This window comes from Microbulbifer sp. NBRC 101763, from assembly GCF_040371615.1.
GTDB classification, from domain to species: domain Bacteria; phylum Pseudomonadota; class Gammaproteobacteria; order Pseudomonadales; family Cellvibrionaceae; genus Microbulbifer; species Microbulbifer variabilis.
The window spans coordinates 310302-326531 of sequence record NZ_BAABQV010000005.1 but is presented as its reverse complement, the minus strand read 5'-3'; the positions used below and the strand labels follow the sequence as shown (position 1 = coordinate 326531).

Sequence of the window (16230 nt, the reverse complement as noted above, 5' to 3'; positions counted from 1 at the left end):
TTATACTCCTGGCATGCAAACTTCTATTGATAACTGCTGTATTTATACTGCTGCTGTTAGTGTTATTTCTAACTACTACGCTATTGATACAAGGAGATCAACACCCAGAAAGCTGGGTGATAAACGTCTATGATATTTCCGCCATGGCAATAGTAATTGCCCTTTATATTACCGTAATGGTATATACGTTCAGAAGATTTCTTAATGCAGAAAGTCGCCTCAGGTAGTAGAAATGAAGTGGTGTGATTAGCTTTCGCTGTATGTTCAAAGAATGTGTGCTTGAGTTTAAGGTAGATTGACCTTTATATATTATGTAGATTGTGGAGATTCGTTTGAAACTTAAAGTAGTAACCTCTAAAGCTGATCATAATGATTTTTGTGATTATGTGGTATGTAGCCGTTTAAAATCTCATACATGGATATCAATGCTTAAGAGCCTAGTTGTTTGGTTGGCTATCGGTTTAATTTTTATGTCTTGTGTTCAGTTTAAGACTGGGAAAATTGAGCTGAGTCCGTTCATATTAGTTATGGTAATATCACTTGCGTTTCTTTTTTATGTTGCTCTTAGTAGGCTGTTGGCTGTAAAAATAGGCGAGTGCTTTACACCAAACAAAGATGGAATAATATTAGGCTCTAAAGAGTATGAGATTACTCCAGGGGGTATTAAAGAAACTTGTCAACATGGCCATAGTTTCTATAGTTGGGCAGTGGTTGAGCAGGTAGAGGAAGTTAATGGGGCAATTTATGTTTTTATAGATCAAGCATTAGCTTTGATTTTTACAGCTGAATCATTAGAGCAAATTGATTTTAAAGATGATCTTTTAGATACATTAAAAATGCATACATAATACACCCAAGATACATTTAGGCCAGAATGTGGTATCTGGCCTTTTTAAGAAAAATACTATTTGCCGTCTAACAACTGATCATGTGAAGAAGTATAGATTATGAGCCGAATAATAGGTTAGGGTATCTGTGTCCGGATAAAAGTATTAGGAATATTTGCTTCTGAATTTTCAGGGGGGGGAGAGATACTTGATCCATTTAATTCTGAGATATGCTCGCTTCCTGCTGATTCTTAAGGCGTGAGTGGGTATCCCTGTTGGGGGAGTTTGGTAAGGAGTGCTCTGCGGGTGGGGAACGATCGCCGTGGGGCAGAATACGGAAGTGTGGTTGCCAGCCATCCTGACTTGGTGTTTAACTATAGCTTGTTGAAGTTAAATCTTTTTATATAGTTTCTGTGCCAATTTTCTAGCCTGGCTACTGTTACACTGCTAGGTACTCTATGTGCTGGGTGTCCAGAGTTGTTTTTCCTTGATACTGTCTCGCGAATGTCAACATTTAATAGGGGGAAGTATGATGTTCTGGACTCTTCGCCTCTCTGTGAGAGTTATATATTTTATCGAGATAGATCGTGAAAAAAGTTCTTAAAGGTTTGTTAATGACAACGGCACTGGTCATCACAGGCTTTTTCCTGGGTTGGTGGGCAAATTCTCCAAGTTATGACCTGCTCTGTTCCAACCCCTCCGTTTATGTTTTGAGTCAGGATGTCACGGCTCAAGGTGTTAGCATAGCAGCCGGTACGGAGGTCGATCTTCGCTCATGTGAGTATGCAAACAGGTTTACGGTCAGTTTGTATGCGGAAAAGGGCTCTAGAGAAGAGTTGTTTCAATTTAAAAATAGTGCTCCAAATATAGGTAACCACGGTGCCAGCCAATATCCTATTGAAGAGCATTAGTAAATGTATAATCAGGCAGAGCTTTGTATATATTTCACACGGTCGCTACGCTCCAATCTTCATACGAAAAATCTACAAAGCAAGCTCCGACTGATGGAGACGTTAGTGCTATTTTCAGAACTTGATACATCCCTATCTGATAGAGGATGGTCTCGAAAAAGATAGGGATTCTATTGCAGGCTCCTTCTTTGGAGAATCTGCTCCCATTGCTTACCTTTCGATACGCACATGGTTCTCTTTACGATGGGCTAAGAGTGATTTGGGGGCGAGGATACCTGTTTTTCACTTCCAATACAGCAACAAGAACGCTTGTTCTAGTTTGAAGGCTTTTGCCGGTTCGGTGCTTTATGGTCAACCTATTTGCTTCTTAGTGGTATACAAGCAGTGGGTCAGTATCCCTTATTGAGGGCGCTTGGCAAGTAATGCCTCTCGTGTGGGGAGCGTCCCGACTGGCGCAGAATTGGGAAGGAGAGGCTAGTCTTCCTGAGTTGGTGTTTCACTATAATCTGTTGAATTTAAATTATTTTTGTAGGGCCAATGCCAATTTTCTAATCTAGCTTCTGCTGCCGTGCTCGCCACTCTATTTGGTGGATGTCCAGAATTTCTGGCTTTGGTGGCGAAGACTGGTAAGCAATCTTTATTGGTTAGTGCCTTATTTGATTGGTGTCCAGAATCGCTTTTTTATAAACTCTAATTTTACCAGTTATTCAAAATCTTAAAAGATGGACTTTAATGAATCATTTTATGCTGAGTAAGTTGAAAACCTCTATTGAAGGTAAGATTATTGAGATCCTCTTAATTTCAATATGTCTTGAAGGGTTAGGCCATTACGATGAGCCGTAAGCTTCTGTAATTATATGAATTTTTCTTAAGGGTGTGTCTATGATATTTTCACGCGCTTACCTCTACTTCAAAAAATTACGGAGATTTACTGATGAAAGAGTATAAGATAAGGCTTGACCATAAATATAGCTATCTTGGAAATGTGTTTAGGATGATTACAGATCTTAAGAATAAGGCGAATCGAAAAGAGTCCATTATTCATGTAGATGTGGAGATTAGGGGGTATGGTGAGCTAAGGCTAATTATGCGGCCAAAGGATCTATATTTAGTAGGATTTGAAAATAAAAATGGCACATTTTATACAAAAGACTGCAATATCCCTCAGGCTCAAGGGAAAGAGTTTTTTTCAGACTCAGGGAGCTATTTTAACTTGCAATTTAAATCTGTTGAACCATTCAATATCTCTACATTTAAATCTCACTTTGAAAATCTTATAAATTATTGTGACGGTAAAGATAGATATAATGTACGCAGAGCATTTGCAATAATGTGCGCACTAGTTAGCGAATCTATTAGATTTTTTCAAGAAGTTGCGATTAATATTTTCTTTGTGAAGTTCTTTGATGATAGCATTACTACAGCTAAGGTGTCTCCTCAAGAGATCTTGGATTGGGCAAATGAGTGGCAGAATCTCAGTGGCCATGCCCTTGCTAAGGTGAGCTGTCGACATTACGATTATTTGTAATGCCCTTTACGTTATATGCTTTGTGTTGGAAATTCTACTCGCGAAGAAGGTAGATATCTATACATTGGAGAGAAGAGTTTGTAGTGGTCTAATCCTTCCGGACACTTCGCTAAGATGATGAAACTACCAAGCGAGGTGAAGCATGACAACAAAAGGAAAATGTCGGCATTACGAGCCGGAATTCAAGAAAGATGCCGTGGCGCTAGTCTCTAGCAGGGGTATTCGATCTCTAAGGCCGCAGAAGCTGTCGGAGCCACCGCAGGTAACCTCCGACGCCGGATTAAGGAACAGGTGGAAGCGGAGTAAGGTTGGATGCTGGTGAGCGTGCTGAACTTGATCGGTTGCGACGAGAAAATAAGAAGCTGCGCATCGAGAAAGAAATCCTAAAAAAGGCCAGCGCCTTCTTTGCGAAATAAATGAAATAAAGTACGGCTTCATTAAGGCACAGCAAAGTAGCTGTCCAGTGAGGTTGTTTTTTCTTGTGATGCAGGTCAGCAAGAGTGGCTATTACGATTGGTGTCGTCGTAGTGACAGCTCGGTGGACAGCTAAGAATGGCAACTATACCATTGTTGAAGGCCTTACTTATAGAGTCTCGTCAGAGCTATGGAAGTCGTCGCCTAGTGAAACTACTACGTAAAGAAGGCTTTGACATTGGGCGCTATTGAGTTCGCAAGTTAATGAAACGACTAGGTTTAATACTGAAACGCAAGAAGCGTTTTACACTGACAAAAAACAGTAAACACCAGCTACCCGTCGCAGAGATTCTTTTGAACCGGAATTTCTCAGCGACCGCTAAAAATCAAGTTTGGACTACGGATATCACATACATCTGGACCATACAAGGCTGGTTGTACCTAGCGGTCGTTATCGACCTCTATTCACGTCGGATTGTTGGCTGGCACCTGGACCGCTAGATGGAAACTGCACTGATGAGTCGTGCGTTGATGATGGAGATTCATCTTCGTCGACCACCAAAAGGCCTGATGCATCATTCCGATAGGGGTAGTAAGTATGCTAACCATACCTACCAATTACTGTTGGAACAGCATGGAATGGTGTGCTCAATGTGTAGTAAAGGGAATTATTTGGATAATGCGCCGGCTGAGCGATTTTTTAGCAGCCTGAAGCGCGAATAGTTAACGGGGAATTTCTATCGAACAAGGGAGCATGTAATAACAGATGTAAGAGCTTATATCACTTACTACAACTTACGCCGAATACATACAAGATTGGGAGATGTTATTCCCATCGAATTTTAGAAAAGTGCTTAACGAAGTGTCCGGTTAGACTTGACCACAATATAAAGTTTCGGGTAAAGATTTTGAACTTTCTGCTGTAGCAATCCCAGCTATTTTGTGGGTAGTAGTATTTCTCTCCCTCATTACTACAATTAAGCTATTGTGGTAATGTTTAACAAGAGACTATGGCTTTCATAGATAACTATATCGTTTTCTATACGTTCTCCCCGAACGTGGCTCTTAACCTTTTAAGTGCCACTTTGATCATTTAGCAGAGTGGTCAGGGGCGGCTACTTCCTAACACAATTAAAGTGTTTGTTCATTGGATAGCTACAGTGCTGGTACGCTGCTCTTAGTTCTATTACAACCTGCTTTAGAGATTCACTAATTGTAGTTCAAGGGTTAGGAGGCTAAATGGCCTCCCCCCTCGGAAAGTGCGTCCTCAGCACCTCCGGCTGCTTGTTTTGTGTCTATTTTTAATGCGTACATAGATCTCTTCTCGATGAACGGAAAGGGATTTAGGAGCGCGGATGCCTATCTTTACTTGATTTCCTTTCACTTCCAGCACTGTGACTGAGACATTGGTTCCAATTCTTAGGTTCTCGCCTGTTCGGCGCTTTAGGATCAACATGTTTTCTTCCTACCGATACTCAAGCTGTGGGTGGGCATTCCTTGGTGGGGAAGCTTGGTAAGTGATACTTGGTGGAAGTGAGGGGGGGCGCGGGGGCGGTGGGCGCAGAATAGGAAAAGGCGGACGCTAGGGTCCCATAGCTTGGGGAATTGCTCCAAGCTGATGATTGTGCTCCACTTTATTGAAGACGAGCGGGTTTCTAGCGTAGTATGCATATAGCCATCTTGATACTGTCGTTATCAATTTGGTTAGCTGGCCCCTGGTGTTGCAGCACCTTGGGTCAGCGCCTTTTCTCTATTCTTACTTCACGCTGTCGTTCTCCTGTTAAGGGAGTAAATCATTTAGAAAATTCTTGGCGTATCTCTAATATGAGGGCCTCTTAGAAGCTTATTTATCCTCGGCCCACAATGCTGATAGATGTTTATCGATTTTACGCAGCTTTTATACGAAAAAAAACTTAATAAATTTCAATAAGACAATTTGGGCGCCTAAATTCCCTTTTATATATTTAGAAAGGCCCTGCTGTCGATTGAGCGGGGAGCTAAAGTTGACCAACTAATCCAGGTGCAGACTAAGCAAGTGGCCTAGCTTGAAATAAATCGAGCATAATTTACTGGTAACTACTTTTTGTTAATCGCGGGCAGTTTAAAGACTAGTCATCTATTGTTCGCATGAGCATTACTAAACAGTTTCCGGCGGAACAAAAACTTCCTTTCCATTTTCTATTTTTAAAACAGTAATCGTTGATTCAATATGCTCTTGCCCCCAGGTGGTCATTGCCTTAAGTATGGGAATTAGTGTTAATCCCTTGTCAGTCAACTGGTATTGATAGCGAATAGGCCGATTTTGATAGGGTTTCTTATTGATAAGATCCATCGACTCAAGCTTTTTGAGTCGGTCAGCGAGGGTACTTACGGGGATATGTTCCCAAGACTGCTCTAGCTCCTTAAATGTACGTGTATCGTGGTAGATAAGATCCCGGACAATAAGCAAGATCCACTTATCGCCAAACAGTTCAAGTGTGCATGCGAGAGGGCAGTTTGAGCGGCGTTTAGGGTCTTTAACTTTGGGCATCTTGGATTCAATTTATCTGATACATCAGTGATCAATATATCATCGTCACTTTTAATTTGAAAGTTCCTATTGCCTGGCTGAGCGGGAATCTGTATAGTCACTTTTAATTTGAAAGTGACCGGGTACTTTAAATGAATTTATATCTTCGTCTGATCGTTGCCTTTGTGAGGGGCTTTTTTCTTCCAAAGATAGACGCTTCTAGCAAATTGGTTAGAATAATGAGGGTTTTGCCCAATGATATTGATATTAATGGGCACCTAAATAACGGACGCTATTCTACGCTCGTAGATTTATTGATTGTAGAGGCTGGTTTACGAGCGGGAATATTGAAAAAGGCAGTAAAGCTCGGTTGGAAACCTGTAGCAGCAGGTTCCTTGATCAGTTATAGAAAACAACTATCGCCATTTGAAAAATACAATATTCATTTTGAAATGGATTGTTGGGATGACAAATGGAGTTATATGAAATTTAAATTTGAAAAAAAGGATGGTTCGATAGCTGCAATTGGTTATACAAAATGTGGTTTTTTATCAAGACGTGGATTAGTGGAGCAAAAAATAGCTGATGAAAAGCTAGGTATGCATCGAGAGGAGATGCCATTGACATTGGCAATTGAAAACTGGATTAAAGCGGAGCAAGCGCTTGTATCTGAAATTTAGCAAGAACCTTTGAGTCTACGCTGCTTTTTGGAGGGGGGAGTGAATCAGAAGCTTAGAAGAATTTACTCACTTCAAGCAAAACTAGTGCGAGTGGGTTGGTTGCTTTTGTTTTTTTTACCACTCTGGAAGTGGACACAAACATTGGTGTGGTTCATTGTAATCATTGTTAGTAGTGCTTATCTATACTTGACTCTATTTGGAAAGAAATATGAAGGGGAATTAGCTTATCAAGTGAGTTATAAAGATTTTTTCAATTTAGAGGGCATTATGGCGATGTTTACCAACCCACGAACAGTGGTAGTGGGTTGGTTTCACTTTTTAGCTTTTGATCTGTTGGTCGGGTTACATATTTTGCTGGATTCTCAGCAGCTTTCCATTTCCTATTGGTTGATACTACCGATCTTATTGTTGACCTTAATGCTCGGTCCAGCAGGTCTGGTAGCATATTTAATGCTAAGGCTGGTACATGTAAGTGTATTTAATATATAAGCGCTTTTGTATGATGTTCTTTATGCCTAACTTAGCCCAGCTGGTGGATGTCACAATTTATCTTATACAAAACTTCTCAGTTTCAGACCGCCTCGAAATGCGGCTCTGAATTTTTAACACTGGATACTCTCTTAAAACGGGTGATTTGGGCCTGGCACTATGCTCACTCCGCTCTAATCCAACTCCACCAACCTCTGCATCAACGGAAAATACAAAGCACACCGAATATTCCGCTCCCCCCGCGCATAAAAGAGCTTGCGGTAATTCTCCAACTGATCCCGATACTGCTCTAGCTGAGCCGCAATAAACTCTTCCTGGCTTTCCTCACCACTGGGCTCAGCCGTTTTGTAATCGACAATCCAACGGGTGCCTTCGTTATCGATAAAGGTACGGTCCACAATAGAGCGCCGTAACTGTCGGCTGCCGCTGTGGAGTTCCAGTTCGCAGGCGGATTCTCTTAGTGAGCCATCCAATAGCCAACGGCCGGTGGGGCAGTTGAGGCTGTTGCGTACGGCGATCTCCACTTTCTCGGCAGCACGGTCCAGGCTGGTGGCGGATAGCCCCAATTGTTTCAGGCGCAGTTGCCATAGGGGGCGTTGGGCTTCCAGTTTGCTGGGTGTCCAGTCGTTAATGTTGGTCTCGGCAATGGTGGCGAGGGTTTCGTGGGCTACGGTGCCGGCGTGTTTGAGCCAGCGCAGGGCTACCTGGCCCAGCTCGGGAATATTGTCTTCTTCCTCTGTTTTGGGTTGGTAGTCTGGCATGCGGTATTGGGCCAGCCATTCTTGCCGGGGCATGGCTTGGGGTTGCCATTGGTCGGGCAGGCGCAGTAGGTAGTCGTGATCTCTGCTGGCTTCGTCCTGGTTGAGTAGGGGTTCTTCCGCTTCCAGCCAGTGGCACCAGTCGCCTTCCTGGTGATGTAAAACACTGGGCCAGATACCTGCGAGTAGGGCGGCGCTGCCGGGGGCTTTTAGGTGGCCCTTTTTTTCATCCCGGTTGATGCAGGCCAAAAGGTGTAGTGAGCGGATGGCGCGGGTGCAGCCTACATACAACAGGCGGGTGCCTTCCAGACGTTCGCGTTCGCTGTTGTCGTGCTTCAGGTATTCAAATACCGGGTCGCGGCCGCCGCGTTCATTTTTGGGGGCGAGGAGGAAGCGGCTTTCACCTTCGCGGTTGAGCCATTCGCTCCAGCGCAGCAGTTGGTCGCTGCCGGGTTTTCCGCCCTGATCCAGGCCTGGGATCAGTACGTGTTCGAACTCCAGCCCTTTGGATTTGTGAATGGTCATCACCTGCACTTTGGCATCTTGGGCGGGGCGGGCGTAGAGCTGTTCCAGGGCCAGGGTGAATTGTTGCCAGTCGGTAATGGCGCCGCCGGTATCGAAGGCTTCTAATAATTGCAGAAAATCCTGCACATTATTCAGATCAGATTTTTGCGCAACGGTGGCGGGGCCGCCCAGTTCCAGCCAGAGGCCTTCAATCCAGGTGCGCAGGAGTTTGCGGCCGCGCTGTTGCCAGGCGTGCAGCAGTTTGGGGGCCACTTGGGCCAGGCGCGTGCGCCCTTCGTCGCTGAGCAGGGCGATATCGTCTACTTCCTGCAAGGCCATTAATAGTGGGCGTGCGCTGGTATCGGTTACGGTGATATCCCCATTGCCCCAGTTGGCCAGGGTGTAGAGGTCTGGCAGTTGCAGTCCGCACCAGGGGGCGCGGAGTACGGCCAGCCAGCTGATTCGGTCGCTGGGGTCGAGCAGGGCACGGGTGAGGCTGAGTAAATCCAGTACCACCATTTTACTGGCGAGTGGCGCCAGCTCTGGGGCCTGGAAGGCGATATTGGCGGCGCTTAGGGCCGGCAGAATCTTTTGCAGGTGTTTTTTCTTGCGCACCAGAATGGCGATGCGGCTCTCTGGATCTTGCGCTTGTAATTGCTGCACCAGTTCAACCGCTTGGGTGGCTTCGCGGTTGCGGTCTTCATCATCGATGCAGCCGTAGAAATTTACCGAGGGTTCGGCCCATTTGCTGCCTTTAAACGCTTCGGATTGCAGATAGCGCACAGCGCCGCGACCGATATTGTCCGCTTGCGGAAAGGCCCTTTGGAAAGTCTCGTTAACCCAGTTCACCACCGCGCTTTCGGAGCGGAAATTAACTTTTAGGTCGAGGGCTTCCAGGGGCACTTCACCGATACCGCGTTCGCGCGCATCCAGGAAAATACCCACGTTGGCATTGCGGAAGCCGTAACAGGATTGCATGCCGTCGCCGACAATAAATAAGGTGCGGCCGTCTCCCTGCTGCCAGCCGGCAGTGAGTTTTTCCAGCAGTTGTAGCTGGGTGTGGGAGGTGTCCTGGAACTCATCCACCAGAATATGCTGGGTTTGCAGGTCCAGTTTTAGGGCCAGGTCTGTGGGGTTGTCGCTATCGCCCAGGGCGATCAATGCGGCTTGGGCCACTTCCGTATAGTCGGTGGCGCCCAGCTGCTGGAATACCAGTTTTAATTCTGCGACCAACTTGGGCAGTACCTGGGCGAGCCCTTGCAGCAGTTGCCATTGGCTCTGTTGCAGTCCGCTGGGGAGTTTGCCCACTTCCCGCAGGGCGGAGAGCAGCGGTTCGTTGCCGGCCAGTTCCGCCAGCAGGTCTTTCATGCGCTGTTTGTATTCTTCGGCGATGGGGCGCTCGGGATCTTTTTTATCCGGCAGGCCAAAGCCGAGTTTTTTATTGATGCCGCCGCCTTTGCGCAGATCACCGGTGGTGGTGAGGAGCAGGCTGCCGAGGGCGAGCCAGGCGGGCAGGCCGCTGCTGTCTGTGCTGGGGAAATCGTCCAGTTCGGCGAAGAGGCACAGGCTGTGGCTGGGGTTTTCCTTTTGTAAGTTGCTGCCGGCATAACTGGCCAGCTCCAGCAGTTCCCCGGCGTAACTCCCGAGGGCTGTGGTGAGGTCTTGCAGCTTTTCTGCCACCAGTTCGTCGATAACAAAATGGAAATAATCCTGGGCGCCGTCGAAGTTAACGCTCAAAAGTGGGCTGAGCCATTGCTCGCGTTTGTCCAACAAAATACGCAGCAGCTTATTGAGCTGGCCCAGGTCGTTGTCCAGGTGGAGCAGTAGTTGCTGTAGGTCTGTGTCTGGGGTTTCGCCATCGAGGTGTTTGAGCAGGTTCACCACGGCCAGTTCGAAGGCGATTTGGGTGCGCTCCAGGGGTTCACCCGGTGCGCCCAGGCCGCTTTCGATCGGCAGTTGGCTGGCGAGGCTGCGGCAGAGGCCATCGATGGTTTGAATGCGTAGGCGCTGGGGAGTTTGCAGCAGTTCCCATTCCAGTTCGCGATCCCGCTCCAGCAGGGCGCGGGCTAAATCCCAGGTGATGGCATCGTGGGGGTTGTCTGGCCGGGCTTGGTCGCGGGCGCTGTGCAGGGCGTCGATCAGGCGCTCGCGCATTTCACCGGCGGCTTTGCGGGTGAAGGTAATGGCCAGCACTTCTTCCGGTTGCTGGCAGGCGGCGAGCAACTTTAATACGCGCTGGGTGAGCAGGCCGGTTTTACCGGAGCCCGCCGGGGCAGATACGGCAAAGCTGCGGCTGATATCCAGGGCTTGGCTACGGGCGTCGGCATCGATGGGGCGGCGCAGGGCGGGAGTGGTCACGACTTCGTTCATTCGGTTATTTGCTCCCTTTCCGGCCAGCGGTTTAGGGGCCAGAGTTCACTGTTGTTATCGGTGGGGCGATCAAAGGCGAGGGTGGCTACACCACTGCGATATTCGGTGGCGAGGGATTCCAGGCTGTAGCGCCAGTGCTCCACCAGATTGCTCCAGGTGCCGTAGGGGGATTCTTTTTCCGTATCGCCCACGGCTTTAATGCCAGTGATGGGGTGCTCCAGGTCTCCGCAGCCATTCCATTTGCAGTCGCCGTTGCGCACCTGTCCGAAGGCGATGGCGTGGGCGTCCGGTTGGAATAGGGCGTAGAGCGGCAGCTGGGGTTCGCGGATACGCTGGGTAAGCCAGTCGCGAATACTGGGGATGCCGGTTTTGTAATCGATTACCAGTTGCTCGCCGCTGGCGAGTTGGTCCAGTCGGTCCAGGCGCAGGTTAAAGTGCAGTCCGCCGATTTCCACGGCCTGTTCCCATTCCACTTTTTCTACGGAGAAATTGGGCCTGTCCAGTTCGATGGACAGCCATTGTTGCAGCAGGCGCTCCAGGCGCTGCTTTTCCATGGCCCAAAATCCAATAGGCAGGTGATTGTATTTTTTGCGCACACTGCCGAGGGAGCGTTCTACCGCGCGCTCGATTTGCGCTTGGCGTTGCTCGTCGTCCATGGCTTGCAGTTGTGCGAGGGTGCCGCACTGTTGCCAGAATTCCGCCAGCACCTGGTGCACCACATTGCCGCGCTCGGCGGGGCCGAGGCCGATATCCGGTTGGGTAAAACTGCTGGCGCCGAGGCGGAAGCGCAACTGCGCATTTAATGGGGACAGGGCCTGGGCCTTGAGCACCGAGGCACCGCCGCGCACCCGTTCGCATTCGGCGGGGGTGAGTGGCGGTAGCTTTTTGTCTTCGATTTTTTCCAGCTGACAGGCTTGCGCCAGTTGGCTGTAGTGATTGTGCAGGGCGCCTTCGGCAAAGTGCTGGGCTTGTTGCGGGCTTTCAAACAAGCTGCTCAGGCCCTGCTGCACACCATCTTCTTCGCAGGTGTAACTCACGACGATATCGCCACTGGCATTCTGCAGGTCGGCGGTGAGTTCGCGGGCCAGTTCCAATTCCCGCTCGGCACTGGCGCGGGGCATCTTCCAGTGTTTTTGCCATTGAATTGGCAGCAGCGGATTGGGCGCCGGTGCCGGCGGCCATTGTTGTTGGCCGAAGCCGACCAGGCGCAGGTGATCGAAGGCGAGGCCGCCAGCTTCCAGTACCCCGAGAATTTGCAGGGGGCCATCGCGGGTTTCCGCCTGGAAGGGGGTGCGGCTGGCAATCTGACGCAGCAATTGCAGGGCCTGGGTAAGGGTAAGGTTGCCACCGCAGGCACTGAGTGCGGCGAACTCTTCCAGGATGGATTCCCACTGCATCAGCTGCTGGTATTCCTGGCTGTCCGGGTTGCGGCTGCCGGGCCAATTTAATGCGCTAAGTGTTTCGGAAAAGCGCGCGGCCCAAATTTCAGCGGGCGCTCGCTGCCAGCGCCGGGCGCGTTCGGCCATTTGTTCCAGCTGGCGGGGCAGTTGTGGTGATTCCAAGTGGAGGACTTCTGCGGTGCGTTCGGCCCAGTAGCGCAGGGTTGCGCCGTCGATACGGCGCAGTTCCAGTTTTTGTAGGCGGCGGAACAGGGCGCTGCGCAGCCAGGTTTCACTGTCGTCACCCCAGAAGGGGCTGAACAGGATATTTTGCAATTGAGGGTAATCCCATTCGTCTTGCAGTAGCGATAGCAATTGTAAGGCGGCGCTGCCGACCGGTGTCTGTGCCAGGGGCGTACCGGCGGAGAAGTTAAACGGCAGTGTGTAGCGCAGTTGCTGCGGGTCCAGGTATTGGGGTTCGAGCACGCGGGAAAATACCGCTTCCACCTGGGCGCGGCACTGGCCCAGATTGTTCACCACTATGCCGACGCTGTGGCTGGGGTTTTCAGCGAGTTTCTGCCCGGCCCATAGGGCTGCCTGATAGAGCTCTTCATCCAAATCGGCGCAGGCGGCTACGGATAATTCACTCTGCTGGGTAAGTCCCGGCCTTTCATTAACGGCTGTTGCACTTGCGTGAATCAGGGCATTGGCGAGGGGCGAAATCTGGGCAAAGCCGGCGGTATCAATTTGCGCGACGGGTTCCAGAATGCCTTCTTGGAATGTGCGCAGGATCAATTGATCGCGCTGGTCTGGCGTGATGGCGCTGTGGGCCTGAAGTTCAGTGGCAAAGGCCTTGATCATGGCGCACAGCGGCAGCTCGTCGCTGCGCATAGAGAGTGCGAACTGCTCCAGTAGGGGAGTTAGCGCTTCATCTATTTGCGAGAGGTCGGAGATCAGCTGCCATTGGAGCAGCTGCGCCAGGGCGCTATCGGCATCTCGGCACAGTTGTTGGCTGTTGAGCAGTTGCCGGTCCAGGGATTCATCCAAGGCGCGCTGCCAGAGCAATTGCCGTTGCTCGCGATTCAATACCTGCTGCAAGGCGGGCTGCCAGTTGCGCTGTTGCAGTTGGAACCAGAGCTTGTCCAGCCAGCTGCGCAGGGATTCCACCGGCGGCGGCATCCAGCAGGCACCGGGCGACTGCTGCGCGGCAAACACCTGTTGGCAGCGGTTGCGCAAACGGTTGTTGGGGGTGAGCAGCAGTCCTCCGGGAGGCAGCTGCGCAAATATTTCGAGAGCGGGAAATGCCGGCTTCAGCATGAATTCGGGTACCGGTTAGGGCTTGTTATTCGGGGAACGGTCGCGGTTTGTGACGGAGCTGTCAACTCTGTTGCGCGGTTCTCATCATGTAATGGCTTGTTGTTAGGGGTTAGGTGCGAGGGGTTCGGCAACTGGGGCGAACTCGCGGAAGGCCTGTTCGATATTGCCGGTTAAGTCCACAGTGCTGGTGATCAGGCGGCCAGTGTTTGGGGTATCCGTCAGCATCAGCCCGAGTTCTTCCAGCCACCAGCGTACGCGCCGGGCGATGGCTTCGCCGGAATCCAGCCATTGGATTGAGCGGGGGGCGAACTGGTCCAGTTCTTCCCGCAGCAGGGGAAAGTGGGTGCAGGCCAATACGGCAATATCCACTTGGTCACCGCCGGCGGTGTGGAATACGCGGTGCAAGACCGGCTCCAAATCCTCCGCGGTGATGGCTTCGCCGCGCAGTTTGCTTTCCGCCAGATGCACCAACTCCGGTGCGGGCACATTAATTACCCGGTTGCCGTTGGCAAATTGCTCGATCAGCTCGCGGGTGTAGCGGCGATTGACGGTACCTTCGGTGGCAATCAGGGCAATAGTGCGGGAACGGCTGGCGGCAGCGGCGGGTTTCACAGCGGGCACAACGCCCACTACGGGTTTCTGTAGGGATTCGCGCAGTTGGGGCAAGGCCAGGGTGCTGGCGGTGTTGCAGCCCACCACTAAAATATCGGCCCCGCAGTGTTCCATCATGGCCTGAGCCTGCTGGACGATCCGCGGGCGCAGCTCCTCTTCGCTTTTGTTGCCGTAAGGGTAAAAGCCGTTGTCCACACCCAGGTGTAAGGTCAGGCCCGGCATCAGGCGGCGGATCTCCCGCGCAATGCTGATGGCGCCCACGCCGGAATCAAAAATCAGGGCGCTGGGGGCTGGGCTATCTGGGTGGGCGCTGTGTTTGTGCATGCGTTCTGGAGTTCCAACATCGAAACCAATCCTCCAAGAATACCTCAAAACTCCACGAAAATTCCCATTGCAGGTATCAGGGAGCAATAGCATCCTCTGGCGGACGCACTTTCCATAGTCAAACTGGTAGAATGGTGGTTTCGCCTCTATCTAGGCAAGCCATTGGGGATAGGCCCCTGGCAAAATCCTGATTTATCCATCTCTTTCCGGGTCTGGGAGTACCACTCTATGCCAGCGTTCCCGCTGCAATTGAATGCCGATCATGCGGTGATGGCGGCTGTTGCCATCTTGTTTCTGTTGGGCTTGGTGTTTTGGTTGGCGCGAGCCAGTAGCCGCCGCGCTTTATTGCAGAGCCAAGCCGCTTTACAGGTGGCTCAGGCGCGGATCGATAGCAGCCGCGAGCGGGAATCCCAACTTGGAGTTGATGTGGAATCCCTGCGTACCGAGCTGGCGGACAAGCTGCAACAACTCACGCGAAGCCAAGTGCTGGTAGAGAAAGGGGAGGCGGCCCTGGCAGAGCAGCGCAAGCTGATGGAGCAAATGCGTATTGCCATGGGTGAGCAGTTCGAGAATTTGGCCAACCGGATTTTTGAAGAGAAGCAGCAGAGCTTCGTGCGCCGCAGTGAAGACAGCCTGCGCAAAAGTCTCGATCCGCTAGAGCGTCAGCTGGGGGATTTCCGCAAGCGGGTGGAGCATGTCTACGATCGCGAAAATGCTGAGCGCAACAGCCTGCTGGGGCAGATTAAAGCGTTGCGCGAGCAAACCCAGCGCATCAGTGATGAGGCCCTGAACCTGACTTCGGCCCTGAAAGGAGATCGCAAGATCCAGGGTAACTGGGGTGAAGTAGTGCTGGAGCGCTTGCTGGAGGAGTCCGGCTTGCAGAAGGGTCGCGAGTACGAAACCCAGGTAACGCTGACGAGCGATGGCCGCAGGCGCCAGCCGGATGTGATTGTGCGCCTGCCGGAAAACAAAGACCTGATTATCGATTCCAAGGTCTCCCTGGTGGACTACGAGCGCTACAGCTCGGCGGAAACCGATGAGGAGCGCACCCAAGCCCTGAAACAGCATGTGAATTCCCTGCGCGCCCATATTACCGGCCTTAACAAGAAAGCCTACGAGCAGCTAGAGGGTGTGCGCACCCTGGATTTCGTCTTTATTTTCGTGCCTATTGAGGCTGCGTATATGTTGGCGATGCAGGCGGACCCGGACCTGTTCCGTTTCGCGTATGAGAAGCAAATTGTCCTGGTGAGCCCCACCAGCCTGATGGCGACCCTGCGCACCGTCGAGAATATCTGGCGCTACGAGAAACAAAACAAGAACGCGGAAAAAATCGCCGACGAGGCCGGCAAGCTGCACGATCAGTTTGCTATGGTGCTGGAGTCATTGGATGTTCTAGGTGATCGCCTGCGCCAAGCGGATGACGCTTACCAGCAGACCTACAAACGACTGGCGACAGGGCGTGGTAATGCGGTGAAGCGGATTGATAGCTTGCGTAAGCTGGGTGCTAAAACCCGTAAACAGATCTCTGCGGACTTAAGGGAACGAGCGGATCAGCCTGAGGTAAAGGGATTGCCACAGGCTGAGGAAGCCGCCACGGAAGAATAATTT

Annotated in this window: 11 protein-coding genes and 1 pseudogene; 7 read left to right on the top strand and 5 right to left on the bottom strand. The window is 50.6% G+C overall.

Features of this window, described 5'->3' with window-relative positions; translation table 11 throughout:
• Nucleotides 1–332 precede the first annotated feature (332 nt).
• The 4 genes and pseudogenes from ABWV76_RS14280 to ABWV76_RS14265 all read left to right on the top strand — a co-directional run bounded on the left by ABWV76_RS14280 (nucleotide 333) and on the right by ABWV76_RS14265 (nucleotide 4403).
• Nucleotides 333–848 (top strand): YcxB family protein, encoded by a 516-nt coding sequence (locus tag ABWV76_RS14280; protein ID WP_353376330.1) that lies wholly within the window; start codon nucleotides 333–335, stop codon nucleotides 846–848.
• A gap of 566 nt (nucleotides 849–1414) precedes the next feature.
• The gene (locus ABWV76_RS14275) at nucleotides 1415–1738 is read left to right on the top strand and encodes a hypothetical protein (RefSeq protein WP_353376329.1); all 324 of its coding nucleotides are present in this window, start codon (nucleotides 1415–1417) and stop codon (nucleotides 1736–1738) included.
• 934 nt (nucleotides 1739–2672) lie between these two features.
• Nucleotides 2673–3266: a ribosome-inactivating family protein gene (locus ABWV76_RS14270; protein WP_353376328.1), complete on the top strand. Its 594-nt coding sequence runs from the start codon at nucleotides 2673–2675 to the stop codon at nucleotides 3264–3266.
• A 678-nt stretch (nucleotides 3267–3944) separates the two neighbouring features.
• Nucleotides 3945–4403: pseudogene (locus ABWV76_RS14265) on the top strand (IS3 family transposase).
• 544 nt (nucleotides 4404–4947) lie between these two features.
• On the opposite strand, the gene csrA reads toward ABWV76_RS14265, so the two are convergent.
• Both csrA and ABWV76_RS14250 read right to left on the bottom strand, forming a co-directional pair.
• On the bottom strand, nucleotides 4948–5136 hold the full coding sequence (gene csrA, locus ABWV76_RS14255) for a carbon storage regulator CsrA (protein WP_353376327.1): 189 nt from the start codon (nucleotides 5134–5136) through the stop codon (nucleotides 4948–4950).
• Between the two features lie 681 nt (nucleotides 5137–5817).
• Complete coding sequence (locus ABWV76_RS14250; RefSeq protein ID WP_353376326.1) at nucleotides 5818–6210, bottom strand: winged helix-turn-helix transcriptional regulator; 393 nt, start codon at nucleotides 6208–6210, stop codon at nucleotides 5818–5820.
• A 131-nt stretch (nucleotides 6211–6341) separates the two neighbouring features.
• Here ABWV76_RS14250 and ABWV76_RS14245 point away from each other — a divergent pair, with 131 nt between their 5' ends.
• Together ABWV76_RS14245 and ABWV76_RS14240 are read left to right on the top strand one after the other, a co-directional pair.
• On the top strand, nucleotides 6342–6869 hold the full coding sequence (locus ABWV76_RS14245) for a thioesterase family protein (RefSeq protein ID WP_353376325.1): 528 nt from the start codon (nucleotides 6342–6344) through the stop codon (nucleotides 6867–6869).
• 39 nt (nucleotides 6870–6908) lie between these two features.
• Complete coding sequence (locus ABWV76_RS14240) at nucleotides 6909–7358, top strand: abscisic acid-deficient protein Aba4 family protein (protein WP_353376324.1); 450 nt, start codon at nucleotides 6909–6911, stop codon at nucleotides 7356–7358.
• A gap of 173 nt (nucleotides 7359–7531) precedes the next feature.
• Here the strand turns inward: ABWV76_RS14240 and ABWV76_RS14235 are convergent, their stop codons facing one another.
• The 3 genes from ABWV76_RS14235 to murI all read right to left on the bottom strand — a co-directional run bounded on the left by ABWV76_RS14235 (nucleotide 7532) and on the right by murI (nucleotide 14622).
• Nucleotides 7532–10990, bottom strand: coding sequence for a UvrD-helicase domain-containing protein (locus ABWV76_RS14235; protein ID WP_353376323.1), 3459 nt, complete (start codon nucleotides 10988–10990; stop codon nucleotides 7532–7534).
• Nucleotides 10987–13686 carry a PD-(D/E)XK nuclease family protein gene (locus ABWV76_RS14230; RefSeq protein WP_353376322.1) on the bottom strand — a complete coding sequence of 900 codons (2700 nt, stop codon included), beginning with the start codon at nucleotides 13684–13686 and terminating at the stop codon, nucleotides 10987–10989. Before ABWV76_RS14230 ends, ABWV76_RS14235 begins: the two co-directional genes overlap by 4 nt.
• Nucleotides 13687–13788: 102 nt before the next feature.
• The gene (gene murI, locus ABWV76_RS14225; protein WP_353376321.1) at nucleotides 13789–14622 is read right to left on the bottom strand and encodes a glutamate racemase; all 834 of its coding nucleotides are present in this window, start codon (nucleotides 14620–14622) and stop codon (nucleotides 13789–13791) included.
• A gap of 228 nt (nucleotides 14623–14850) precedes the next feature.
• On the opposite strand from murI, the gene ABWV76_RS14220 reads away from it, so the two are divergent.
• Nucleotides 14851–16227, top strand: a complete 1377-nt coding sequence (locus ABWV76_RS14220; RefSeq protein WP_353376320.1) for a DNA recombination protein RmuC — start codon at nucleotides 14851–14853, stop codon at nucleotides 16225–16227.
• Nucleotides 16228–16230 lie beyond the last annotated feature (3 nt).

Coding starts and splice junctions, on each gene's coding strand:
- ABWV76_RS14270 (WP_353376328.1), top strand. CDS start 2,673: ATGAAAGAGTATAAGATAAGGCTTGACCATAAATATAGCTATCTTGGA.
- csrA (WP_353376327.1), bottom strand. CDS start 5,136: ATGTTGATCCTAAAGCGCCGAACAGGCGAGAACCTAAGAATTGGAACC.
- ABWV76_RS14250 (WP_353376326.1), bottom strand. CDS start 6,210: ATGCCCAAAGTTAAAGACCCTAAACGCCGCTCAAACTGCCCTCTCGCA.
- ABWV76_RS14245 (WP_353376325.1), top strand. CDS start 6,342: ATGAATTTATATCTTCGTCTGATCGTTGCCTTTGTGAGGGGCTTTTTT.
- ABWV76_RS14235 (WP_353376323.1), bottom strand. CDS start 10,990: ATGAACGAAGTCGTGACCACTCCCGCCCTGCGCCGCCCCATCGATGCC.
- ABWV76_RS14230 (WP_353376322.1), bottom strand. CDS start 13,686: ATGCTGAAGCCGGCATTTCCCGCTCTCGAAATATTTGCGCAGCTGCCT.
- murI (WP_353376321.1), bottom strand. CDS start 14,622: ATGCACAAACACAGCGCCCACCCAGATAGCCCAGCCCCCAGCGCCCTG.
- ABWV76_RS14220 (WP_353376320.1), top strand. CDS start 14,851: ATGCCAGCGTTCCCGCTGCAATTGAATGCCGATCATGCGGTGATGGCG.